This is a genomic window from Streptomyces cacaoi, assembly GCF_006539165.1.
GTDB lineage: Bacteria > Actinomycetota > Actinomycetes > Streptomycetales > Streptomycetaceae > Streptomyces > Streptomyces cacaoi.
In genome coordinates, this window is sequence record NZ_BJMM01000006.1 from 1 (window position 1) to 24,339 (window position 24,339).

General features: G+C 73.9%; 18 protein-coding genes. 8 read left to right on the forward strand and 10 right to left on the reverse strand.

Annotation, left to right across the window (positions count from 1 at the left end):
* Positions 1 to 163 precede the first annotated feature (163 nt).
* A complete protein-coding gene (locus tag SCA03_RS07600) occupies positions 164 to 2,098 on the forward strand; it encodes a cellulase family glycosylhydrolase (RefSeq protein ID WP_086814629.1) in 1,935 nt (644 codons plus the stop codon).
* A complete protein-coding gene (locus tag SCA03_RS07605) occupies positions 2,095 to 4,566 on the forward strand; it encodes a glycoside hydrolase family 3 N-terminal domain-containing protein (RefSeq protein WP_086814630.1) in 2,472 nt (823 codons plus the stop codon). Before SCA03_RS07600 ends, SCA03_RS07605 begins: the two co-directional genes overlap by 4 nt.
* Here SCA03_RS07605 and SCA03_RS07610 read toward each other — a convergent pair.
* Positions 4,524 to 5,138, reverse strand: coding sequence for a helix-turn-helix domain-containing protein (locus SCA03_RS07610; protein ID WP_030884159.1), 615 nt, complete (start codon positions 5,136 to 5,138; stop codon positions 4,524 to 4,526). The two genes, SCA03_RS07605 and SCA03_RS07610, sit on opposite strands and share 43 nt — an antisense overlap.
* Before the next feature lie 336 nt (positions 5,139 to 5,474).
* Here SCA03_RS07610 and SCA03_RS07615 point away from each other — a divergent pair, with 336 nt between their 5' ends.
* On the forward strand, positions 5,475 to 6,122 hold the full coding sequence (locus SCA03_RS07615) for a DUF7691 family protein (protein WP_086814632.1): 648 nt from the start codon (positions 5,475 to 5,477) through the stop codon (positions 6,120 to 6,122).
* A gap of 102 nt (positions 6,123 to 6,224) precedes the next feature.
* Here SCA03_RS07615 and SCA03_RS07620 read toward each other — a convergent pair whose 3' ends face one another.
* The 4 genes from SCA03_RS07620 to SCA03_RS07635 all read right to left on the reverse strand — a co-directional run bounded on the left by SCA03_RS07620 (position 6,225) and on the right by SCA03_RS07635 (position 15,042).
* A complete protein-coding gene (locus tag SCA03_RS07620; RefSeq protein WP_086814633.1) occupies positions 6,225 to 9,794 on the reverse strand; it encodes an NB-ARC domain-containing protein in 3,570 nt (1,189 codons plus the stop codon).
* 202 nt (positions 9,795 to 9,996) lie between these two features.
* On the reverse strand, positions 9,997 to 11,598 hold the full coding sequence (locus SCA03_RS07625; RefSeq protein ID WP_030879670.1) for a hydantoinase B/oxoprolinase family protein: 1,602 nt from the start codon (positions 11,596 to 11,598) through the stop codon (positions 9,997 to 9,999).
* Positions 11,595 to 13,652 (reverse strand): hydantoinase/oxoprolinase family protein, encoded by a 2,058-nt coding sequence (locus tag SCA03_RS07630; protein WP_030879667.1) that lies wholly within the window; start codon positions 13,650 to 13,652, stop codon positions 11,595 to 11,597. The genes SCA03_RS07625 and SCA03_RS07630 overlap by 4 nt, the downstream gene beginning before the upstream one ends.
* A gap of 64 nt (positions 13,653 to 13,716) precedes the next feature.
* Complete coding sequence (locus SCA03_RS07635; RefSeq protein ID WP_086814634.1) at positions 13,717 to 15,042, reverse strand: MFS transporter; 1,326 nt, start codon at positions 15,040 to 15,042, stop codon at positions 13,717 to 13,719.
* A 365-nt stretch (positions 15,043 to 15,407) separates the two neighbouring features.
* On the opposite strand from SCA03_RS07635, the gene SCA03_RS07640 reads away from it, so the two are divergent.
* A complete protein-coding gene (locus tag SCA03_RS07640; RefSeq protein WP_051845858.1) occupies positions 15,408 to 16,469 on the forward strand; it encodes a LacI family DNA-binding transcriptional regulator in 1,062 nt (353 codons plus the stop codon).
* Between the two features lie 171 nt (positions 16,470 to 16,640).
* On the opposite strand, the gene SCA03_RS07645 is transcribed toward SCA03_RS07640, so the two are convergent.
* Entirely contained in the window at positions 16,641 to 17,762 is a 1,122-nt protein-coding gene (locus SCA03_RS07645; RefSeq protein WP_086814635.1) for an epoxide hydrolase family protein, read from the reverse strand.
* A 52-nt stretch (positions 17,763 to 17,814) separates the two neighbouring features.
* The gene (locus SCA03_RS07650; protein ID WP_086814636.1) at positions 17,815 to 19,260 is read right to left on the reverse strand and encodes an MFS transporter; all 1,446 of its coding nucleotides are present in this window, start codon (positions 19,258 to 19,260) and stop codon (positions 17,815 to 17,817) included.
* A gap of 51 nt (positions 19,261 to 19,311) precedes the next feature.
* Between SCA03_RS07650 and SCA03_RS07655 the strand changes: the two genes are divergently transcribed.
* Positions 19,312 to 19,896 carry a CGNR zinc finger domain-containing protein gene (locus SCA03_RS07655; protein ID WP_086814637.1) on the forward strand — a complete coding sequence of 195 codons (585 nt, stop codon included), beginning with the start codon at positions 19,312 to 19,314 and terminating at the stop codon, positions 19,894 to 19,896.
* Between the two features lie 146 nt (positions 19,897 to 20,042).
* Here SCA03_RS07655 and SCA03_RS07660 read toward each other — a convergent pair whose 3' ends face one another.
* From SCA03_RS07660 to SCA03_RS07670, 3 genes are all read right to left on the reverse strand, one after another.
* A complete protein-coding gene (locus tag SCA03_RS07660) occupies positions 20,043 to 20,924 on the reverse strand; it encodes an alpha/beta fold hydrolase (RefSeq protein WP_169729610.1) in 882 nt (293 codons plus the stop codon).
* Positions 20,925 to 21,070: 146 nt separating this feature from the next.
* A complete protein-coding gene (locus tag SCA03_RS07665; RefSeq protein ID WP_086814638.1) occupies positions 21,071 to 21,649 on the reverse strand; it encodes a TetR/AcrR family transcriptional regulator in 579 nt (192 codons plus the stop codon).
* 82 nt (positions 21,650 to 21,731) lie between these two features.
* Positions 21,732 to 22,130, reverse strand: coding sequence for an NUDIX hydrolase (locus SCA03_RS07670; RefSeq protein ID WP_230988528.1), 399 nt, complete (start codon positions 22,128 to 22,130; stop codon positions 21,732 to 21,734).
* Between the two features lie 365 nt (positions 22,131 to 22,495).
* Here SCA03_RS07670 and SCA03_RS07675 point away from each other — a divergent pair, with 365 nt between their 5' ends.
* From SCA03_RS07675 to SCA03_RS07685, 3 genes are all read left to right on the forward strand, one after another.
* Entirely contained in the window at positions 22,496 to 23,287 is a 792-nt protein-coding gene (locus tag SCA03_RS07675; RefSeq protein WP_230988529.1) for an SDR family oxidoreductase, read from the forward strand.
* 91 nt (positions 23,288 to 23,378) lie between these two features.
* Positions 23,379 to 23,726: a VOC family protein gene (locus SCA03_RS07680; RefSeq protein WP_086814641.1), complete on the forward strand. Its 348-nt coding sequence runs from the start codon at positions 23,379 to 23,381 to the stop codon at positions 23,724 to 23,726.
* A gap of 169 nt (positions 23,727 to 23,895) precedes the next feature.
* Positions 23,896 to 24,318, forward strand: coding sequence for a hypothetical protein (locus SCA03_RS07685; protein WP_030884121.1), 423 nt, complete (start codon positions 23,896 to 23,898; stop codon positions 24,316 to 24,318).
* The last annotated feature ends 21 nt before the right edge of the window (positions 24,319 to 24,339 follow it).

Below are 24,339 nucleotides of genomic sequence, written 5' to 3' on the forward strand. Positions count from 1 at the left end.
CCCGCGTCGGCGAGGACGTCGCCGACGCGGCGCTGGAGGGCCGCCCCCGCCTGGTGATTCGCGAATCCACCGGCCCCGCGCCCGACTGACCCCGAACCGACCGACCTCGGCGCCCGCCGCACGGCAGGGCCGCCCACCGCACCACGACCCCGTGAGAAGGACCATGCGACGCCACAGCGCCCACCTCACCCACGACCCGGCCGTCCTGCCCTGGCTCGGCGCCAACTTCTGGTCCCGCACCGGCGGACCCTTGATGTGGCGCGACTACGATCCCGCGACCGTCCGCGACGAGCTGCGGGTCCTGCGGGACCACGGGCTGACCATGACCCGTTCGTTCTTCTACTGGCCCGACTTCCACCCCGAGCCGCACCGCGTCGACGAGGAACTGTGCGCGCGCTTCGCCGACTTCCTCGACGCCCACACCGCGACGGGGATGGCGACCGTCCCCACCTTCATCGTCGGCCACATGTCCGGTGAGAACTGGGACCCGGCCTGGCGCGGGGGCCGGGACCTGTACGAGGACGTGTGGATGGTGGGCCGGCAGTCCTGGTTCGTCGCGCAGATGACCCGCCGCTTCAAGGACCACCCCGCGGTCACGGGCTGGCTCATCACCAACGAGATGCCCGGCTACGGCCGTATCTACCAGGTCGACCCGCCCTCCCGCGAGGTGGTCACCGCCTGGGCGCAGGCGATGTGCAACGCCGTACGGGCCGCCGGCGGCACCCAGCCGGTCTCCCTCGGCGACGGCGCCTGGGGCATCGAGGTGACCGGCCGGGACAACGGCTTCTCGCTGCGCGAGACCGCCGAGTACGTCGACTTCGTCGGCCCGCACGTCTACCGCTCCGACACCGACCGCGTCCGCCAGCACCACCGCGCGGCCTTCGAGTGCGAGCTGGCCGCCGTCACCGGTCAGCCCGTCGTCCTGGAGGAGTTCGGCGTCTCCACCGACACCGTCTCGGCGGACAACGCCGCCGCCTACTACCGGCAGACCCTGCACAACTCGCTGCTGGGCGGCGCGACCGGCTGGATGGCGTGGAACAACACCGACTACGACGACCTGTGGGAGCGCTCCCCCTACGACCATCACCCCTTCGAGATGCACTTCGGCATCACCGACCACACCGGCGCGCCCAAGGCGCCACTGCGTGAACTCGCCGCGTTCGCCGACACGTTGCGGGCCGTCGACTTCGCCCGCTGCCGCCGCGCGGACGCCGACGCCGCCCTGGTCGTGCCCGCGTTCCTGGAACGGGACTACCCCTACAGCCGCCCGGCGGACCGGCCGCTGATCTTCACCTCGCTCCAGCAGAGCTACACGGCCACCCGCGCCGCCGACCTGCCCGTCGGCCTCACCCGGGAAGCCGACGGCCTCACCGAGGACGCCGCCCTGTATCTGCTGCCCTCCACCCGGCAGTTCACCACCCGCACCCGCCGCACCCTCGCGCGCCGGGCCGAGCAGGGCGCGACGGTCTACCTCTCGTTCTGCTCCGGCGAACACCCGGGCACCCGCGGCCCCTGGTTCGACGGACTCGACCAACTCTTCGGCGTGGAACACCAGTTGTCGTACGGAGTGGCCGAACCGATCACGGACGACGTGCTGGAGATGACGTTCACCCGCGACTTCGGGCCGCTGGCCGCGGGGGAGGTGCTGCGCTTCCCCGTCGCTGGCAACGAGGACAGCCGCGCCTATCTGCCCGTCGTCCCGCGCGGTGCCGAGGTGGTGGCCGTCGACGCGCACGGCCGCCCGGCGCTGCTGGTGCACCGCGCCGGCCGCGGGCGCACCGTCCTGGCCACCTACCCGCTGGAGCACATGGCGGCGCGCACACCGCGCGTCAACCCCGAGGACACCCACCGGCTGTACGCGGCGCTCGCCGAGGTGGCGGGCGTGCGGCGCACCGTGACGGTCGAGGACCCCCGCGTCGGCGCCGACGTCGTCGTCCACGAGGACGGACGGCGCTTCGTCTGGCTGGTCAGCCAGTGCGACGAGGAGCACACCGTCCGGCCCGCGGCCGACGGCACGCTGCACGAGATCGGCTCCGGCGACCCGGTGCGGAGCGTCACGCTCGCCCCGTGGGGCGTACGGGTGCTGGAGCTGCGATGAACACGCCGAGGACACCCCGCTACCGCGACCCGTCGGCGCCGGTGCCCGACCGGGTACGCGACCTGCTGGGACGGATGACCCTGCGGGAGAAGACCGGGCAGCTCAACCAGCGGATGTACGGCTGGCACGCGTGGGAGCGCACCCCCGGAGGACACCGGCTCAGCGACGCGTTCCGGGCCGAGGTCGCCGCCTTCGACGGCATGGGAGCGCTCTACGGGTTGCAGCGCGCGGACGCCTGGTCCGGTGTCGGCTTCGAGGACGGCATCACGGCCGCGGAGGCGCCCGGCGTCGCCGAGGCCGTGCAGCGCCATGTCACCGAGCACACCCGGCTGGGCATCCCGGTCCTCCTCGTCGAGGAGGTGCCGCACGGCCACCAGGCGCTGGACGGCACGGTGCTGCCCGTCAATCTGGCCGTCGGCGCCGGCTGGGACCCGGAGCTGTACGCGGCGGCGGCCGAGGCCGCCGCCGGTGAACTGCGCCGCCGCGGCGGCCATGTGGCGCTCGTCTCCGCGCTCGACGTCCTGCGCGACCCCCGCTGGGGACGCGCCGAGGAGTGCTTCGGCGAGGACCCGTATCTGGCGGCCCGGTTCACCGAGGCCCTCGTCCGCGGCATGCGCAGGGCGGGCGCGGCGGTGGTGCTCAAGCACTTCGCCGGGCAGGGCAGCACCGTCGGCGGCCGCAACAGCGCGGCGAGCGAACTGGGCGCCCGCGAGCTGCACGAGATCCATCTGGCCGCCGCCCGGGCCGGGATACGCGCGGGCGCCGCCGGAGTGATGGCCGCCTACAGCGAGTTCGACGGCCTGCCCTGCGTCGCCAGCGGGCAGCTGCTCACCGGGCTGCTGCGGGAGCGGTGGGGTTTCGACGGGATCGTCATGGCGGACGGCACCGCCGTCGACCGGCTGGTCAGGCTCACCGGTGACCCGGTCGCCGCGGGCGCCATGGCGCTGGAGGCGGGCTGCGATCTGAGCCTGTGGGACGCCTGCTTCCCCCGCCTCGACGAGGCCGTCGAGCGCGGCCTGGTGTCCGAGGACGCCCTGGACGCCGCCGTCGCCCGGGTGTTGACGCTCAAGTTCCGCCTCGGCCTCTTCGAACGGCCCGGCCCCGCCGCGCCGTCGGGCCCGGACGCACCGCGCGCCCGGGAGCTGAGCGAGCGCCTCGCCCGCTCCTGCGTCACCCTGCTCGCGCACCGGGGAGACGTCCTGCCGCTGACCGCGCAGGCCCGCCGCGTCGCCGTCCTCGGCCCCAACGCCGACTCGCTGTCCGCGCTGCTCGGCGACTACACGGCGCCCCAGCGGCCCGGCACGGGCCACACCGTTCTGGACGGCGTACGCGCCGCCGCGCCGCCGGGCACGCGGATCGTCCATGCGCCCGGCTGCGGCCTCGTCGGCGCCGCGCTCGACGGCATCCCGGACGCCGTGGCGGCGGCGCGGGAAGCGGACGTCGCCGTCCTGGTGCTCGGCGGGACCAGCGCCCGGCACCGTGACACCCTCTTCGACGCCAACGGCGCCGCCGTGCCGACCCCGGCCGCGCACCCGGACATGACCTGCGGCGAAGGCGTCGACCTGGCCGACCTGCGGCTCCCGGAGGGCCAGCGGGCCCTGCTGCGGGCCGTGACGGGCACCGGTGTGCCCGTCGTCGTGGTCCTCGTCCAGGGCAGACCGCACGCCCTGCCCCCGTTCACGGAACCGGGTGAACCCACCGGGCCGGGTGAACCCACCGGACCGGGTGACACCACCGGACCGGACCGACCTCTCGGACCCGGCGGGCTCACCGGTACGGGTGAGCTGCCCCAACGCCCCGCCGACAGCGGAGAGTTGGACGGCATCGCCGCTCCGGCCGCCGTGCTCAGCGCCTGGTACCCGGGCCCCTGGGGCGGCCGTGCCGTCGCCGACGTGCTGTTCGGGGCGGCCGAGCCCGTCGGCCGCCTTCCGGTGTCGGTACCGGACTCCTCCGGGCAGCTGCCGGTCTTCTACAACGGCAAGGACCACGGCTACCGCGGCTATGCAGACCGCCCGGCCCGCGCCCGCTTCGCCTTCGGGCACGGCCTGTCGTACACGACGGTCGACTACGGGTCGCCCCGGCTCTCCCGCGAGCGGGTGCCGGCCGCCGACCCGCGTCTGACCTGCCGTGTGACCGTACGCAACACGGGGGAGCGGACCGCCTACGAGACGGTGCAGCTGTATGTGCGCCGTCTCTCGGGCGGTACGGCGTGGCCGCGGGCGCGGGAACTGCGCGGCTTCACCCGGCTCGTCCTGCCGCCGGGCCGTTCCGGCGAGGCGGTCTTCACCCTCGACGCCGGGGCGCTCGCCTCGGTCACCCGCGCTCTCGACCTGGCCGTCGAACCGGGCGAGGTCGCCGTCGAGACCGGCCCGTCCTCCGACCGCACCCGCCGGGCGCGCCTCGTGCTGGCACCGGGCGGGCCGGCTCACCCCGGGGAATCGCCCGTCGGGGAGCCCTCCGCCGGGTAGCGGGCCCGCAGATGGAAGCGCTCCCCCTGGGGGCCGAGGATGCTGAGCATCTCCACCGGCCCCGCGTCGGCGTTGCCGAACCAGTGCGGGAGATGGGTGTCGAACTCGGCGGCCTCGCCCGCGGACAGGACGAGGTCCCGGTCGCCGAGCACGAGCCGGAGCCTGCCCGAGAGGACGTACAGCCAGTGGTAGCCCTCGTGGGAGCGCGGTTCGGGCGCGTGCCCGGTGGTGAAACCGGCGGGCATGACCTGCTTCCACACCTGGAGCCCGCCGGGGCGCCGGGTCAGCGGCAGGACGGTCATGCCGTCGCGGGTGACCGGGCGGGGACGCACCCGGGGGTCGGACTGCTCCGGGGCGCCGACGAGTTCGTCGATCGGCATGCGGTGGGCCCTGGCCAGCGGCAGCAGCAGTTCCAGGCTCGGCTTGCGGTGCCCGGTCTCCAGCCGTGACAGGGTGCTGACGGGGATGCCGGTGGTCTCCGACAGGGCCGTCAGCGTCGTCCCGCTGCGGCGTCGCAGCGCGCGCAGCCGGGGCCCGACCGCGGTCAGCACCTCGTGGAACTCGTCGCTCATCCGTTCACTCTGCCGCACCGCGCGCCCCGGGCACAGCGCGCGGTCGCCGCGCGGCCCCGGCGCGGGGGCGCCGGAGCGCCACGAACCGGCCCGCGGCGCGGCCGGTTCCGCTCCGTGCCAGGGGTGGATTCGAGCCGTTCGTGTGCACGGCACTTGCCGGCGGCCGGCGGCCGTGCGCGGACGGCCGGGCGCGGACCACCGAGGGCCGCGAGCCCGCCGGCGGCGGGACGCCGGGCGGCGGACACGCCGGTGCGGCCGCCGCCGGTGGCCGGTTCCGCTGCGGTGCCGGGGGCGTGCACTACCTCGCGCCGGTGCGGCTTGTCATCATTGGCGATCATGAGCCACACCATCTCCTACTCCACGGCCGACAAGGCCAACGTCCTTGCCTACCTGGGTAGTCAAGGAGACCTCACCGTGGACCAGCAGCGCCGCCTGGAGTGGGTGCGCGCGGATGCCGAGGCGCACCAGAAGGAGCTGGACCGCCAGGGCGTCGACTGGGGCCTGACCGTCTCCGAAGCCCTCGACCACCTCCTCGCCGGGCACACCGGCTCGGATTCCGAGGCGGCGGGCGGCGCCTACGTCGCAGCGCTCCAGCACATCATCGACCACAACGGCTCCGACCCGCTCCCGCTGGGCACCTACGCACGGCCGTCCTCGTTCTTCGGCCTGGTGGACGAGGCGATGCGACGGCTGGGCGTGCCCGCCGACCTGCTGCCGTGCGGCTTCCTCCACGGGCTTCCGCCGGAGTTCCCCGCCCTCCCGCAGCCGGTGGACGGCAGCCCGGCCATCGGCCATCTGCCGCTGGCCAGGGCCAAGTCCGTCACCGACGCCTACCGCGCCGTCCTGGGCCGCATGGACGAGGACTGCCGGGACGAGGTGCGGGAGGTCGTGGAGAAGCTGGAGGTCGAGTACGAGGAGTGGGAGCGCGCCGGACGCGGCACACCCCGCTGCCGACCGGACACCCTCTTCTTCCAGATCCTCTGACGCCCCCTCACCGGTCCGTCCCGCCCGACCGGCCGGGCGCCGAGCCGCGCCCGGTCCACCACCCGCCGGGCACCAGGCCGGGCGCACCGCCGGAGCCCGCCGTCAGGGCCGCAACTCGTAGGCGTACACGCCCCGTTCGCCTGCCGCCAGCAGCAGCCGGCTGTCGGGACCCCAGGCGCAGGAGCGCAGCCGGCCGTCGACGCGTACGAGCGTGACCGGGTCGCCCCCGGGCACGCGCCACACCCGGAGCGTGCCGTCCGCGCCGGCGCTCGCCAGCCACGCGCCGGACGGTGCGGCGGCCAGCGCGTGGACGGCGCCGTCGTGCCCGTCCAGCACACCGGTCCTGGCGCCGGAGGCCACATCCCACAGCTGCACCGAACCCCTGCCGTCGGCCGTCGCCAGCCAGGAGCCGTCCGGGGCGACGGCGAGAGCGTGCACCTCGGTCCTGGCACCCACGCCGCCCACCCGGGGCCACGGATCGTCCCCGCCGTCCCCGCCGTTCCCGGCGGACACGTGCACCGCGCCGTGGCTCCCGCCCCACGCGAGCCACGAGGCGTCCGGCGCGAAGGCGACGGCGGTCACCCGCCCCGCTCCGGCGACGAACGACGTGTCCGGCTCCCGCGAGGAGACGCCGCAGACCCGGACCGTGCCGTCCGCCTCCACCACGGCCAGCCGTCCGCCGTCGGGGGAGAGGGCCAGGGCACGGTGCGGCACCGGGCGGGACGGCGGCGGCAGCAGGCCGGTGTCCTCGCGGTCCCCGCCCCAACGGGCCGTCCCGAGAACGCCGTTGACATGGGCCACCACGAACCGGTCACCGGCCGCCGCCAGATGGGTGGCCGGTGCCGTGTTGCTCCACACCGGGACGCCCGTCGCCAGCTCCCGGACCGACACGCCCCGCGCGCCCGCCGTCACCGCCCACCTGCCGCCCGGCTCCACGGCCACCGCGTCGGCGCTGCCGCGGTGCTGCCCGGAGCCCGCCCCGGTCTCCGGGCCCGAGTCCCACAGGCACACCTTGCCGTCGTCCCCCGCCCCGACCAGCCAGGTGCCGTCCGGCGCCGCCGCCACCGCGTTCACCCGGCCGACGTGTCCCTCCAGCACCCTCGTCACCGCGCCCGTGGCCCGCTCGGCCACCAGGACCCGGCCCGCGCCGCAGCCCACGACGAGCCGGCCGTCCGGTGCGAGGGCGAGGCAGCGGGCGTCGTCGGTGTCCACCGGGAAGGGGCGCTCATCGACGGTCGCGCCCCAGGCCCACGCCCGGCCGTCGGCGGCCACGGCGGCCACCCGGTCGTCGCGGCCGACGGCCAGCGAGACGATCCGGGACGCGGGCCCGGCACCCGCGGATCCGCCGTCCCGCTCCGTGGCGAGCGGCGGGTCCGGCCACGGCGTCAGCCACCCGTCGGCGCTCCCGTCCGGCGGCTGCCAGCTGCGGAGCACCCCGTCGTGCCCGCCCGCGAGGACGCGCCGGCCGTCCGGGGTGACGGCGACCGCGGTCACCCAGGGCCCGCCCGTCTCCAGCACGTTGACGCGGCTGCCGGTCGACGCGTTCCACACGTGCACCCGCGGGCCGCCGTCACCGGTGACCAGCCACCGGCTGTCCGGAGCGACGGCGACGGACGTGACCGGCCCCGCGTGATGCCCGAGCCGGGTGCCCGTGGTGGTGTCCCACACCGCCATCCCGTCCTCGCCTCCGGCGGCGAGCCATCTCCCGCTCGGCGCGATCGCCAGCGCCGTCACCGGCCGCACCAGCTCGGTCGGTTCCAGCCCGACGTACGTGTAGTGGTTGTGGTCGAGGATCCGCAGGCACACACCCGTCGCCGGGTCCCACAGCCGTACCTTCCCGTCGTCCCCGCCGGACGCCGCCCAGCGCCCGCCGGGTGCGAGCGCGACCGCGTTGACCGGGCCGCGGTGGCCGATGAAGGTCCGCAGCAGCGCGGGGGAGGGGACGTCCGGCAGCGGCCAGTGGTTGACCAGGACGGGGCCGTCCGCGGCCCGCTGCCGCGCCGCCACCTGCGCCTGCCAGGCGGGCAGCGGAGCGAGCCGGCTGTGCAGGACGTTCGCGACGGCGTGCACCGGAGCGGCCAGGTCCAGCAGATGGGCGACGCTGCCCAACTCCCGCGCGCGGGCGGCCGCTTCCGCCGTGGGCACCGCGGTCAGGTCCCGCCACGGCGCGGTGGCGCCCCGCTGCACGAGCCGCGCCTCGATCCACCGCAGGTCCCCGGCGACCGCCAGGGCGCGTTCCGTGCGGGCGGCCCCCACCAGGTGCTCGATCAGATGGTCCAGCAGATAGCCCTGCCGGGTCTCCCACCAGGCGGTGCCGGGGCCGGGGCACGACGGCGCCAACGGCCCGGCGGGCGGCAGGTCTTGGGCCACGGCGTCCACCAGGGTGCCGTGCAGCGCGGCCAGCGCCGCCTCGTCGCCCACCTCGCCGCGCAGATAGTCGCGCAGCACGTCGTGCAGCGCGATCGTGCCGCCGTTGTCCGGCGCGAGGGTCAGCAGCGACAGCCGCGCCAGCGTCCCGCACAGCGTCCGTGTGTCCTCCTCCGCCAGGCCGGCGGTGGCCCGCCACAGGGCGCCGACGAGAGCGAGCGGGACGGCCTCGTCCTCGACGAAGACGGCCAGCTCGACGAAGCGTTCCCGGCCGCCCTCCGGCAGCCGCTCGACGGCCGCCTCGACCGTGGCACGGACCGCTGTGCTGCGCCGAGCCGGGCTGTCCATGTCCGGCGGCCGGAACTCCCCGTCGACCGCTCCGGGGCCGCCCTCCCGCAGCCGCGAGAGCACCCGGCGGGCCGCTGCCGCGGCGTCCGCGCCGGTGTCCGTCTGCTCCTTCACCAGCCGGTTCGTCAGCCGCAGCAGCAGCGCCCAGCGGCCGGTGACGCGCACCAGGGCGTCCACCAAGTCGCCTGGCAGCGGGGGCAGTTCCCACGTCAGCACGTGCCGGGCCTGGGCGGGCGACATCTCGTCCACCCGCACACACCGCGCCGTGTGCGGCAGCACCCCCGGGATCCGGGTCGTCACCAGGCGGACGCACCGGTGGCCGCCCAGCAGGAAGGGGGCGAGCTGCTCGTGCTCCCAGACGTCGTCCAGGACGAGGAGCGTGCGGGGCCGTGCGTCCAGCAGCCGGCCCAGATGGGCGCCGGCCAGCGCGGGATCGTCGAAGGTGGCGGTGTCGCCGGTGATGAAGCGGGTGGCCTCGGCGACCTTGGCGGCGACGGCGACCGGCCCGCGCACGTCCCGGCCCATCGTCACCACATGGATCCGGCCGCGGAAGCGGCGCCGCACCCGCCGGTGCGCGCAGACCGCGCCCGCCAGCACCGTCTTGCCGAAGCCGCCCGCGCCCTCCAGCGCCGTGGTGATGCCCACCGCCGTCCCGCGGCCGCACACGGCGGCGACGGCCACGTCGCGCTCCGACCGGTCGACGACCCAGTCCGGCACCTCGGGCACCGGAGGCGGCGGCGGTCCGGCGGCCGAGGCGGTCCGCTCCTGGAGCCAGGTGGTCACGGCGGCCAGCAGCACCCCCAGCACGCTGAGCGCTCCCACGGCGGCCCACGCGTACCGGCGCAGCCAGTCCAGCGGGCCCGGCCAGTCCGCCTGCGACGTGGCCGGGTTGACGGCGAGCCCGCCCAGTACCGCCACGACCCCCGCCGCCACCGCGACGAGCAGCTTGCCCCGCACCGTTCACCGTCCCCCTCGCAGCGACCGCGGGGCACGGCCGTCCGGCCCGCCCGCCCGTTCGCCTGTCCCGACTGTTCCCGCGTGAACAGCGGACCTTATCGGCTCCCGCGATCCGGCGCCCGCCCGAGGGACGGAACGCACGGAGCACGGACCGCGAGCGGTGGCGGGGCCGCCCGTCACCGGGTGGCGGGGGCGGCGCCTGTCACCCGGCGGTGCCGGAGTCGCGGGCGGCGGGATCGCCGAACCCGCCGCCGCCACCGGACTCGCAGCGCAGCACATCGCCCTTGCGTACCCGCAGGCTGTTGGCCTTCAGCATCTCCCGGGCGTCCTCGGTACCGGGGTTGAGGACCACACGGGGCGGGGTGCCCGGCCGGCCGCCGTCCAGCCCCCAGGCCGGGGTGGCCGAACGCTCCCACCACAGCGAGAGATCCTGGTCGGCCTCCATCACGTACTCGCGGACCACACCGTCGCCGCCGCGCCACCTCCCGTCGCCGCCGGAGCCCTGCCGGATGCGGTACTCGGTGACCCGGGCCGGATAGAGCGACTCGAACACCTCGATGGGCAGGTCGCACAGCGAGCCGTTGACGTTGTTGATCAGCGCGCTCTCGCCGTCTCCGCCCCGCCACGCGCCCCAGCCGCCGACGGTCGCCTCCAGGGTGACGAACGGCTTGCCGGTGCGCGGGTTGTCGCCGGCGAACTGCACGATCATCGAGTCGCCGTAGCTGGCGGCCGCCGCCCTGTCCGGCATCGCGGGCGCGAGCGCCTTGACGATCAGATCGATGAGCATGCCCAGGCTGGAGTAGTAGTACTGGCACGCCGCCGGTTCGCGCGCACCCAGCATCGAGCCCTCGCGGACCACCACGTCGAGCGGCGCGAAGGAGCCCCCGTTGAGGCTGACCGAGGGTGAGATCAGCAGCTTGTAGCCGACCCGCGCGGCCGAAACCGCCTGCGAGCGCCCGCAGTTGACCGGCCCGGTGGTCTGGTCGGCGCACTGCGTCAGGTCGATCGTCATGTGCGCGCCGTCGACGGTGATCCGCACCGTGACCTCCAGCGGCACATCCAGCGTGATGCCGTCGTTGTCGAGGTGCCCGGTGGCCGTGTACACGCCGTCGGGGATCTCCGCCACCCGCTGCCGTTCCAGACGCTCGGTCTGCGCGAAGATCTCCCGCCGGGCCGCCTCGACGGTGTCCGGGCCGAACCGGGCGAACAGTTCGCCGAGCCGCCGCACCCCCATGCGGGCGCACGCCACCTGCGCGCGCATGTCCCCGAGCGTCACATCCGGGAACCGCACATTGGTCGCGATCAGCCGCAGCACGTCGGCGCATTCCTCGCCGCCCGCCACGATCCGGGTCGGGCCCATGCGCAGGCCCTCCTGGTAGATGGTGGTCGAGTCCATCGAACCGCCCGGGTCCTTGGAGCCCATGTCGATCCAGTGGGCGCGGGAGGCCGCGAACCCGACGAGCGCACCGGAGACGAAGATCGGCGCGTAGACGGTGCAGTCGTTGAGGTGGGTGCCGCCGATGTAGGAGTCGTTGAGCACCCAGACGTCCCCGGGCTGCCACACCCGCGGCCCGAACTCCTCCTCGGTACGGCGTGAGCACTCCTCCAGATTGCCCAGGAAGATCGGCAGCCCGGACGACTGGCCCAGCACCCGGTGCTCGCGGTCGAGCAGCGCGACGGCGCAGTCCTTGCCCTCGTAGATCGTCGGGGTGTACGCGGAGCGGATCAGGGTGGTGTTCATGTCCTCGGCGGCCTGGATCAGCGCCGAGCGGATGATCTCCGTGGTGACAGGGCTGAGGGTCATGCCAGGTCCTCCATCTCCGGCCGGGCCGCGAGGGTGATGATCAGGAACTTGTGCTCGTCGACGCGGAGTTCGGCCTCCGGCGGCACGACGGTGGTCGAGGTCTCCTCGTGCACGACGGCCGGCCCCGCCAGCCGCGCGCCCACCGGCAGCGCCGAGCGCGCGACGACCGTGGTGGGCAGCGCCTCACCGTCGAAGACGACCTCGCGGACGACGGGCTCGGCGGTCTCCTCCGCCGGTTCCCCGGCCGCGCCGTCCGCACGCTCCACCCGCCCGTGCCCGGTGGTGCGCAGGGCGACGAACTGCACGGGTGCGCCCGGCGTCGCATGCCCGTAGCGCTTGTGGTGCGCCTCGGCGAAGCGGCGGCCGAGGACCTCGGCGTAGTCGGCGCCGGTGATCTCGTCGGTGTCCAGGATCGGCACGGTCAGCGTGTAGTCCTGGCTCTCGTAGCGCATGTCGACGCCGTGGGTGACCGAACGGCTCTCCTCGGGGATGCCCTGCTCGGTCAGCGCCTCGTCCGCCTGCGCGCGCAGCTCCTTCAGCGCCGCCGACAGAGCCCGGGTGTCCAGGGTGCGGTCCGTGGCGAGGAACTGCATGCTGAAGTCCCGCCGCACATCGGACTCCAGCATCCCCCAGGCCGAGAAGGCGCCGGGGAAGCGGGGGACGACGACCTGTGTGATGCCGATCTCCCGCGCGATGAACGCCGCGTGCATCGGCCCGGCCCCGCCGAAGGCCAGCAGCGCGAACTGCCCCGGCTCACGGCCGTGTTCGACCGTCAGCGTGCGGATCGCCTGCGCCATCTTGGCGTTGCCCACATCGCAGATCCCCGAGGCCAGGGCGACTGGGTCCATGTCGAGCTCGCCGGCCAGCTGCTCCACGGCCCGGTGCGCCGCGTCCGGATCCAGGCGCATCCCGCCGCCGGCGAAGGAGCCGGCGTCGACCCTGCCGAGCACGCAGTTGGCGTCGGTGACGGTCGCCCGGGTGCCGCCGCGCCCGTAGCAGGCGGGGCCCGGCACGGCACCGGCGGACTCCGGGCCGACCCGCAGCGCGGTGCCCTCGGCGTACGCCAGGGAGCCGCCTCCCGCCCCGATGGTGTGCAGGTTGACCATCGGCATCAGCACCGGGAAGCCCTCGCACGAGCCGCTCGGTGAGACGTCCGCCTCGTGGTCCATGACGAGCGAGACGTCGAAGGAGGTGCCGCCCATGTCGATGCAGATGACGTTCGGGCGCTCCAGCAGCCGGCTCACCGCGACACCGCCCATGGTGCCGCCGACCGGCCCCGACAGCAGCGTCTGCAACGGATGCCGCCGCGCGAAACCGGCGTTGACCAGACCGCCGGAGGACTGCATCACATGCACCGGCACATCCAGCCCCTTGTCGGCGAAGCGGGCTTCGATCCGGTCCAGGTACCGGTGCACCGAAGGGCCGGTGTACGCCTCCATGACGGTCGTCGAGGTGCGCTCGTACTCCCGCCATTCCGGGGCGACTTCGTGCGAGAGGACGACCAGCCGCTCGGGGCCCAGCTCCTCGCGCAGGATGCGGCCGGCGCGGCGTTCGTGCTCGCCGTCGCGGAAGGCGAACAGGAAGCAGACGGCGACGGCGTCGAAGCCCTCGTCCCGCGCCCGCCGTGCGGCGCGCCGGACCGCGTCCTCGTCCAGTGGCTCGCGCTCCCGCCCGTCCGCGTCCAGCCGCCCGCCGACCTCGACGACGGCGTCCGGCCCGACCAGCGGCGTCGGCTTGCGGTAGTGCAGGTCGAACAGCCGCTCCCGGTTGCCGCGGGCGATCCGGTGGACGTCGCCGATGCCGCGCGTCGTCAGGATCAGCACCTTCGCACCCCGGCGCTCCAGCAGCGCGTTGAGGCCCTGTGTGGTGCCGTGCACGAAGAAGGACACGTCGTCGAACGGGAGCCGGAAGCGCTCCAGCGCGTCGAAGACCCCGCGGGCCAGATCGTCCGGCGTGGTGAGCACCTTGCCGGCGTGCACCTGCCGTGCGTCCGAGTCGAAGGTGACGACGTCGGTGAACGTGCCGCCGATGTCCATGGCGACCCGGTATGTCATCGCGAACTCCTAGACAGTGGTGGTGAGTCGAGCGGGAACCGGCCGGGGCCGGGGGCGGCCGGGGTCAGTCGAGGGCCCGGCCCTCGGTCTCCTGGAGCGGGACGGCGGCCAGCAGCGCGACGACGAGGAAGGCCATGATCGAGCCGACGACCAGTGAGGTGTCGGCGCCGCTGTCCATCAGACCGCCGATGACGGGCGCCGAGAGGGTGTTGGCCAGCAGGATCGCCGCCGTCACCCAGGAGTAGCCGATGCCGCGCAGCCCGGTGGGAAGGATCTCTCCGGACCAGGTGTTCCAGATGCCCCAGGCGCCCAGCGAGACGAACGAGAGGACGAGGTTGCCCCCATACGTCTGGGCCTGGCTGTCGGCGAATCCGAACAGCAGCCCGCCGGCCGCCGAGACGAAGGCGAACAGCAGGAACACCGGCTTGCGCCCCCACCGGCGGGTCAGCCATGCCGCGAGCAGGTAGCCGGGCACGGAGACGACCTGGGTGAGCGCGACGAACGACACGGCCCCCGAGACGCTCAGCCCCTTGCTCTCCAGCAGCACCGGAAGCCACGTCTGCAACCCCCAGTAGCCCCAGCTGAACGTGAAGGAGACGGCGAGCAGCAGCAGGAACGGGCGGCGCAGCCCGGCACCGAACAGGGCACGCAGCGTCCCGTTCGGGCCGCCCTCGTCGACGGCGAAGACCACCCCTCCGGCTTCCGCACCGCCCCCGGCGCCCTGAGAGCCCCGAGTGCTGTGCGGGCCCTGGGCGTCCTCGCCGATCCGGGCACCCAGCCGGCGCAGCACCGCGGCCGCCTCGGCGTGCCGCCCCTGCCGGGCCAGCCAGTACGGCGACTCGGGTACCCACCGCCGGATGGCCAGCGCCCACAGCCCCGCGAGCGCGGCCACGACCGCCACCAGCCGCCAGCTGACCGCGCCGAGGGTCTGGCTGACCCCGATGCACAGCAGCGTGCCGACGGGGAACCCCACCGACAGCGCGACCGCTCCCTGGCCCCGCCACCGGGTCGGCAACAGCTCCAGGAAGTACGGAAAGGTCACGGTGTAGACGCCGCCGAAGGCCACCCCGGACAGGCAGCGCAGCACCAGGAACGGCCAGTAGGCGGGCGACAGTCCGGCCAGCAGCGCGAGGGCGCCGTAGAGCAGCAGGCTGTTGACGGCCACCCGGCGCCGGCCGAGCCGGTCGATGAGCCGGCCCCACAACAGCGCGCCGGGCACCATGCCGAAGGCCACGGCCGACAGCGCCCAGCCCAGCTGCGCGTGGTCGACGCCGAAGTCCTCGGCGATGCCGTCCGAGACGTAGACGAGCCCGACCTGCTCCCACGCCTCGACGACGAACGCGAAGAACAGCACGGCGCCGGCGACCAGGTGCGCGCGGCCGAGCTGCATGCCGTCACAGATCTCCCCGACGGACCGTGGCCGGACGGACCTTCCGGGGTCTTCTCCCGTACGGGAGGGGCTTGGTGGATGCATCGCGATCCCCCATCAAAAGGTTTTGATGGTGTGCCACCCTCGGGCCCGGTGCGGAACGGTGTCAAGGGGTGTGCGGCGGCCGTCCGGCACGACCGGGCGGACGCCCCGCACGCGGGCGGTGCCCCTCGCGCGCCGCAACCGCACACGCGTACGCGATACTTGATCCGGCGCAACCGACCGCATCCGGAAACACCCGACAGCACCCGACTGCGGACGAGCGCCTCCGGCCGCATCCGACCGGGCAGAGCGCGGCCCGAGCCGACCGAAGGGAGCCGACGTCGTTGGGCGACAGGACCTCCAGACGCAAGGTCACCATCCGCGAGGTCGCCGAGCGTGCCCAGGTGTCCATCAGCACCGTCTCGCACGCCTTCTCCGGCGTCCGGCCGATCTCCCAGGCCACCCGGGACCGCGTCTTCGCCGCCGCCGGCGAGCTGGGATACGACCCGAACCCCAGCGCCCGCTCCCTGCGCACCGGCCGCTCAGGGCTCGTCGGGCTGGTGCTGCGGCCCCGGTACGCGGTCGCGCACACCCGCGACCGCGCCGAGACCTTCAACCGGCTGGTGGGCTCGGTCGCCACCGAGATGCTGCGCCGCAAGGTCGGACTGATCCACGTCCCCGACCTGGACGACCCGGCCACCGCCGGCGTGCCCATGGACGGCTGCCTCGTCGCCCACCCCTACGGCGGCGACGGTGTCCTCACCGAACTCCTGCGCCGGAACGTACCCGTGGTCACCATCGAGGAGGACCCCGAACGCCCCGCGCTGCCCTGGGCGGTCCGGCTCGACTACACCACGGCGGTCACCGCCCTCCTGGACCATCTCGCCGCCCAGGGCGCCGACCGGATCGCGCTGCTCACCGGCAGCGAGGACAACGCGTGGAACCGGCGGCCCCGGGAGACCCACGAGACCTGGTGCGCCGAGCACGGACGCAGCGCCCGTACCGCCCTGCTCAGCGAGAGCCTCAGCGACGCCGGTGCGGCGGGCAGGATCCGCCGGATGCTCGCCGGCCGCCGCAGGCCGGACGCCGTGGTGGTCGCCACCAGCGACTTCGCCGCGATCGTCACCCAGGTCGCGGACGAACTGGGCCTGCGCGTCCCCGACGATCTGATGGTGGCGGCCCTGACCGACTCCGAGCACTCCCGCCGGTCCCATCCGCCCATCACGGCCATGGACCTCAGCCACGAACACCTCGCCGCGGCCGGAGTGGACCTCATGCTCGCCCGCCTCGCCGGCGCCCCGACCCCCGACGAACCCGTCGTCGTCGCGCCGGATCTGCGTCTGCGGGCCTCGACGCGGCGTGCGGGGGCGGACGACGGGGACGGCCGTCCCCGCGGACCCCGGTGACCTGAGGCGGGATGCGCCGCAGGGGCGCGGAGCGCCGGTGAGGGGGGAGCGGACGCCGCACCGTGTGTACCGCGAGTACCGCCTCCCGTGCGCCGGCGAACCGTCCGTCATGCGCAGGGGAGAGGTACCGGGGCCCGTACGGCGCGGCCTCCCCCGGGCCCGCACGGACGGTCAGCGGAACAGGCGGAAGAACCCGCGCACCTGCTGGACCAGCGACTCCGGCTGTTCCAGCGCGGCGAAGTGGCCGCCACGCGGCAGCTCCTCGAACCAGCGCAGATCGGTGAACCGCAGCTCGGCCTCCCGCCTCGACGGGCGGGTGATGTCGCGCGGATAGACCGACAGCCCGGACGGCGCCGTCACCTTGTCCCGGAAGGTGGCGAAGCTCTCCCAGTACAGGCGCGCCGACGACGTGGCCGACGCGGTGAACCAGTAGACCGAGATCTCGTCGAGGATCGTCCGCCGCGACAGCGCGTCCTCGGGATGGCCGTCGTTGTCCGTCCACGCCCAGAACTTCTCGGCGATCCAGGCGGCCTGGCCCGCCGGGGAGTCGGTGAGGCCGTAGCCGAGCGTCTGCGGCCGGGTCGCCTGGATCGCCGAGTACCCGCGGCCGGTGCGCTGCATCTCCTGCTCGGCCGCGAGATTCGCCAGCTCCGCGGGCGTCGGGTCGTCGAACGTGCCCGCCGCCACGGACCCCAGGTTCAGGTGGACGCCGGCGACCCGCTCGGGCGCCACCTCGCCCAGCCGCCCGGACACCGCGGAGCCCCAGTCACCGCCCTGTGCGCCGTAGCGTTCGTAACCCAGCGAGACCATCAACGCGTCCCACGCGCGCGCGGTGCGAGCGACGCCCCAGCCGGTCGTCGACGGTTTGTCGCTCCAGCCGTACCCGGGCAATGACGGCGCGACCACGTGGAACGCGTCCGCCGGGTCACCGCCGTGCGCGCGCGGGTCGGTCAATGGGCCGAGGATCTCCAGGAATTCGAGCACCGAACCCGGCCACCCGTGCGTGAGCACCAGCGGGAACGCGTCCGGCTCGGGCGAGCGGACGTGCAGGAAGTGGATGCCCAGCCCGTCGACGGTGGCGCGGTACTGCGGGAACGCGTTCAGCCGCTCGGCGAACCCGAAGTCGTAGTCCTCGGCCCAACTGCGGCACAGCTCCTGCGCGTACGCCAGCGGCAGCCCCTGCGACCAGTCGTCCACCGGCTCGCGCTCGGGCCACCGTGTCCGCCGCAATCGGTCACGCAGGTCCGCGATCTCGGCTTCGGTGACGTTGACCTCGAACGGCTCGGCGGACATGGCAATGCTCCTTGGTGGGCGAGGCGTTATCGGATCGGAGGCGGGTGGGCCGTCAGTGCGGGGTCCCACCCGGGGTGTCGGGTGCGGGGCGGTGGTCGGCGGCAGGGCGCCGGGTCAGGCCGAGGACGAGTCCGGTCAGGGGGAGCGCCGCGAGCGCGGCGAGGGCCACCGGTGCCGGCACGATGCCGGACAGACCCGCGACGGCGGCCGGACCGATCCCGCCGCCGAGGGCGTTCATGAAGTTGAGCAGGCCCTGTGCGGTGTGGCGGTCGTCCGCGGCGACCAGGTCCGGCGCGAGGCTCATCAGTACGGCTTGGGCACCGGCGAACCCGCACACGGTCAACGCTGTGCCGACGACGATCAGGACCGGCCCGGTGGAGAGCGCGACCACGAGCACGCCGACGACGGTGAGCGCCGCGAGCCCGGCCGACACCCGCCAGCCGGTGAACCGGTCGGCCAAGGTGCCGATCAGTCGCCCGGTCAGCACCGAGCAGGCGGCGGCCGGGACCAGGAGCACGCCGGCTTCCAGGGGACCGCCGCCCGTGGCCTGCTCGATCAGGGACGGGGCGCGGAACAGCACCCCGTAGTAGCCGGCGAAGACCGTCCCGCCGATGAGCCCGGCCACCAGGAAGCCGCGGGATGCGATCACCCGCCGGGGCACGAACCCGTCGGGCGTGCCGCGCACGCGCCACCACAGCCCCACGGCGGCGAGTACCCCGGCGGTGGCCACGACGAGCGTGACCGGAGCGGGCAGGCCGACCGAGTGTGCCTGCAACAACGTGATCAGGGAGCCGGCGAGCACCGACAGCACGGCCGCGCCGACGATGTCGAGTCGCCCGGTCGAGCCGTTGCGCTCGCCGCTGCCGTTCCGCGTCAGCGCGCGCCTGCTCGGCAACGCGACCAGCAGCAGGGGCAGCGCGAGAACCGGGATCGCGAGCACGGCACGCCACCCGAGCCATGCGGTCACCGCCCCGCCCAACAGCGTCCCGCACCCCGACGCCGTCGCGCTGGCGGCCGCGACGATTCCCAGGGCGCGGATCCGTTGCCGCCCGGGAAGGGCGGTGGCCGCGGCGTAGACGGCGATCACGGTCGCGCCCGCTCCGGCGCCGCCGATCAGCCGGCCGACGATCACGACGGACAGTGTGGGGCCGGCCCCGGCGAGCGCGGAGCCCGCTGCGAGCGCCACGACGCCGGCGACGAGGATGTGGAAGGGACTCCAGCGGGCCAGCAGCCGGCCCGCGACCGGCATCGCGAGCGCGGAGGTCAGCGACCATGCGGCGAGAATCCATGCGGTGGCCCCGAACGGCACCGCGAGTGCCCGGCCGACGGCCGGCAGGGCCACCGACGGCGCTCCCAGCGCCACGTACATCGGCAGCACCAGCAACCCCGAAGTGAGCCCCAGCCGACGTCCGTCCGAGGCGTTCGTTCGCTCGGGTGCCGGGGCCTCTGCGGGCGCGATCGTCTGCGGCGTGGTCCCCGGCTGCGTAGGTTGTGACATGCGAAAGCTCCTTTGGGTGTAACGTTATGGAGCAGAGAGGAGATACGTCAAATGCAGAATGCGTGTCACAACCCAGAGGTGGTCCAGACGGCCGTCGACCTCGCCAACACCTTGAGGCCGATCAAGGGGGAGGACACGCTGGAGACCGTGGAGCAACTCCGGGACTTTCTCGAAGGCCATCCGGCGGCTCTGCCTCCGAGTTCGGCCGCGGGCCGGAGAGCCGGTACGCGGCGCCTCACCCGCGCCGACCTGGCGGAGGTCCGCGCGCTGCGCGAGACGGTGCGTGAGGTGCTCGAACGGGCGGACACGGACGCGGCCGAAGCTGCGGCACTGCTCAACGACGGGCTGCGTCGAAGCCGTGCCACCCCGGTACTGCGCCACGAGGACGGCCGCTGGCGTACCGAGGTGACCTCCGACAGCGACCGCTGCTCGGCGCACCTTGCCGTGGCGACGCTCAGCGCACTGGCGTCCGTGATCGCCACGCTCGGCCCGGCTCGTCTCGGCGTATGTGCCGGGCCGACCTGCCGGGCCACCTTCGTGGACCTCTCGCGCAACGGCTCGAAGCAGTACTGCACCCGAACCTGCGCACACCGGGCCAGCGTCGCGGCCTACCGGAGCCGGCACAGCCCGAGTTGAGCCCCGGCACCGTCCCTGCCGGGCCGATTCGAGGTCCCGCCCGAGCCCGTCTCCCCGCACCCGTGCGCCGCGCTCGCGTCGGGCCGGTGCGTGGTGCGCAGCGCGAAGACCCTCGTGCGCAGACGAGGAGTTCGGCCGGCGGGGTGCTAGCCGTGCGCCGCCAGGAACGGCAGGACGACGCCGGCCATCTCCTCGGGTACCTCCTCCGCGAGGTCGTGGCCCGCGTCGAAGACGTGGCCGGTGACGTCGTGGGCCACGAACCGGGCCTGCTCCTCGTTGCGTTCGCCGATGAAGGCGGATCCGCCGAGCGCCAGGACGGGGATGTCCAGCTTCTTCTGGGCGCTCTCCCGGTTCTGTGCGGCGTCGGTGAGCATCGCGCGGTAGACGGCGAGCATGGCGCGGATGCCGCCGGGCATGGAGTAGCAGCGCACGTACTCCTCGATCGCGTCCGGGGTGGCCGTGTCCGGGTGGCTGCGCTCGTTCTTGATCATGTAGGTGATCAGTTCGCGTTCGTGTCCGGCGATCAGCGTCTCCGGGATGTCGGGCTGGAAGTAGAAGCCCAGGTGCCACAGATGCATGCCACTGGAGACGTTCTCCAGAGTGAGGGCCGTGTGGTCCTCGAAGCCGAAGCCGGGGAGCAGGGCCTCGGCGAAGACCAGTCCGGTGGCGTGGTCGCGGTGGCGGGCGGCGAGCTGATAGCCGATCACCGCGCCCCAGTCCTCGCCGACGACGGCGTACCTCTCGTGTCCGAGGTGGGCCATCAGATGGGCGATGTCGTCGCTCATCGTCGCGGAGTCGTAGCCGTCCGCGGGGCGGGCGGAGTCCCCGAGGCCGCGCAGGTCGGGCACGACGACGGTGTGGTGGGGCGTCAGCTTCGGGACGAGGTGGCGCCAGTGGTACCCGGTCTTCGGTACACCGTGCAGCAGTACGACGGCGGGGCCGGACCCGGCCGTCCGGTAGTGCAGGCTCGTTCCGTTGACGGTGGCGCGGCCGGTGCGCAGGGGAGTCGAGGTGTGGTCGTCCAGCATGACGTGCTGCTTTCTGCCTTGTCGGCGGGTGCGGTGGGTCGAGCGGACCGGCGGACGGCCCGCATGGGGGTCGGCCCTGGGTCGTTTTCTGGGGTGTGCGTTACAGAATCAGGGCAGGAAAAGCCTCCGATCGTGGTCGGGTGGCCTCAGTCGAGAGCGGTCAGTGCGATCTCCACGAGGGGTTCGAGCGTGGACGTGTCCGGGGTGATCTTCGAGGAGACCAGCAGCCCGTTGAGGAAGGTGACCAGGAAGGCGGCGGCCGTGTGCGGGTCGTGCCGCGCGGCGATCTCGCCACGCTCCCTCGCGGCCCGCAGCACCTCGGCCAACGCCTCCCGGGTCGCGTCCTGCATGTCCCGCACGACACGGCGGGTCGCCGCGTCCTGCGGCAGCCGCTCGCAGACGGCGTTGACGGCCAGGCAGCCCCGGCCGTCGTCCCGGACGGCGATACGGATCCGCTCCGTCAGGAGCGCACGGATGGCCGCGCGGGCGTCCGCTCCCTCCTCCAGGTCGCGCAGGGCGGCTGCCGCGAGCGTGGTGCGGTAGTGCTCCAGCGCGGCCCGGTACAGGCCGTCCTTGTCGCCGAACGCCGCGTACAGGGATCCCTGTCCGATCCCCAGGTGCTGGGTCAGGTCGCGCACCGAGGTCGCCTCGTAGCCGCGCGTCCAGAACAGATCCATGGCGCGGCTGACGACCGCCTCGGTGTCGAACTCCCGGGTCCTTGCCATGTTCTGCACCGTAGCTGATCTGGAACGTACGCTCAAGAAAAGGCCGGCCCGAGGCGGATGCCTAGTACGGGGCGGGGCCCGGTCAGCCGGGGAGCGTGTCCAGGTACTCCCGGACGGCCGGGTGCAGGCCGCCGGGCAGGTAGCGGGGGAGCGCGGAGGGCCGGGCCCAGGCGACGGCGTCGAGTTCCGCGGTGTCGGCGACACGGGCCTCGCCGCCGACGGGAACGCACGCCGTGTACGCGATCCACCGGCCCGTCACGGGATGGAGCCGCCCGCCGAGCGGCCGTACCGCCGCGACATGCAGCCCCGTCTCCTCTCGCGTCTCCCGGACGGCGGCCTCCCCGGCCGACTCACCCGGCTCCACCGCCCCCGCGGGAAACTGCCAGCGCAGCCCGGCCTCCCCGGGGCGGCGCCGCACCAGCAGCACCCGCGCGGCGTCGACGACGACGGCAGCGGCGATGCCGGGTGAGGACGGCCGCACGGTCAGGGACGCCTCCGCCGGGCCCGGCGTGAACGGGCCGGCCGCGGCTGTTCATCGGGGCGAGGATCGCGGTAGCGGGGTTCGTCGGGGCGAGGGTCGCGGTAGCGGGGCGCGAGGAACAGGTTCTGCCAGTCCGGCTTCGGCGAGCGCGGAGCCGGGCGGCCGGCGCTCTCGGAACGCGGGGAATGAACGGTGTGCTGAACGCGCCGCACTGCGCGGGCTCCTCTCGGTCGGCGAATGTCCTGCACTCGTGCCTACCTCGCGACGCGGCTTCTACACACCCCGCACCGGAAGGCGCCCCCGCAGTGCACCTGCCCGGCAAAACAGTTGCCCGGAACCGTGCCCACGCCGGAGCATCCCTGTCCGTGAACACGACGCAGACCCCGGAATCCCGCTTCGCCGGCCCGCGCCCGCTCGCCCTGGTGACGGGCGTCGGCAGGACCGCCGGCATCGGCGCGGGCATCGCCCGCCAACTGGCCGCCTCCGGCTGGGACATCGCATACACCTACTGGTCCCCCTACGACGCCCGCATGGAGTGGGGCGCGGAACCGGGCGCCGCCGAGACCATCGGCGAGGACCTCGCCCGGCACGGCGCACGGACGGTGGCGATCGAGGCCGACCTCGCCGACCCCGCCGCACCCGACCGCGTCCTGGACGAGACGGAACAGCGGCTGGGCGGGGTCACCGCCCTGGTGCTGTGCCACTGCGAATCCGTCGATTCCGGCCTGCTCGACACCACCGTCGAGAGCTTCGACCGGCACTTCGCGGTCAACGCGCGCGCCACCTGGCTGCTGATACGCGCCTACGGGTCCCGCTTCGCCGGTGCCCACGGAAGCGGCAGGATCGTCGGACTCTCCAGCGACCACACCGCCGGGAACCTGCCCTACGGCGCGAGCAAGGGCGCCATGGACCGCATCGTCCTCGCCGCCGCCCGGGAGTTCGCCCACCTCGGTGTCACCGCGAACGTCGTCAACCCGGGGCCCGTCGACACCGGCTGGATGTCGCCCGAGCTGCAAGCGGCCTGCCGCGACCACACCCCGCTCGGCCGCCTCGGCACCCCGCAGGACGCGGCACACCTCGTGGACTTCCTCTGCTCACCGCGTGGCCAGTGGGTCAACGGCCAACTGCTGCACAGCAATGGTGGGCTGAACGCTTAGGACGGACTCGCCTCGAAAGTGCGTCTGATTGTCGGTGTGATGCGGTACTCCTGGACACCCAACACGGTCTGCTGTCCCCTTGGAGCCATCGATGGCCGTTCGCCGTGTCGTCCCCAATGTGCAGTCGGAAGCCGCGGAGGAATCCCGGGAGTTCTACGGTCTGCTCGGATTCGAGGAGGTCATGAACCTCGGCTGGATCATGACGCTCGCGGCCCCGTCCGGCCCGACGGCGCAGATCAGCTTCATGGCCGCCGACAAGACCGCACCGGTCACCTCCGACATGAGCGTGGAAGTGGACGACGTCGACGCGGCCTACGCGGCCGTGCGGGAGAGCGGCGCGGAGATCGTCCACCCCTTGCAGAACGAGGAGTGGGGGGTGCGCCGCTTCTTCGTCCGTGACCCCAACGGCCGGGTGATCAACGTGCTGGGCCACCGCTGACGCCTCTTCCGTCACGGACGCGATCCGCTGATCGCCAGAGCGCTCCAGCACGTGCGACCGCACCCGCCGCCCCTTCTCACTTTCGGGTGAAATGACCTGTTCGCAGGCGTCTGTCGGATGCCAACGGGCAGCCAGAGCACAGCACTCGGGGAGAAGGGGAGGAGTGGGTATGAAGAAGTTCCGTCACCGCGTCGCGCTGGCAGCGGGGGGCTGTGTCCTCGTCGCCGGCGGTCTGAGCGGCTCCGGGGCGGCGCAGGCGGCCACGCCGCCGGCCCAGGAGGGTCGGCAGACCTTCGCCGTCAAGGGGTGCAACCTGGGCGTCACCGCTCCGGTCCAGCGCCCCCGGAAGAAGGTGAGGGCGCGGGCGTGGAGTCGCGGATGCGCGAACAACTGGACGCTCACGGCCGTTCTCCAGAGCTCCCGTTGGTGGGGGTGGGCCACCGACGCCAAGGCACGCTGGATCGGGAGCGGCAGCCGCACGCTGACTGCTCGCTGTGCGGGCATCCACAACCACCGCGTCATCCTCTACTGGAGCAGCGGCCCCCTCAAGGGCCACAAGATCGGCCCGACCCGCAAGCTCAACTGTCACTGAGAAAGCCTGACGGAGTCCGCT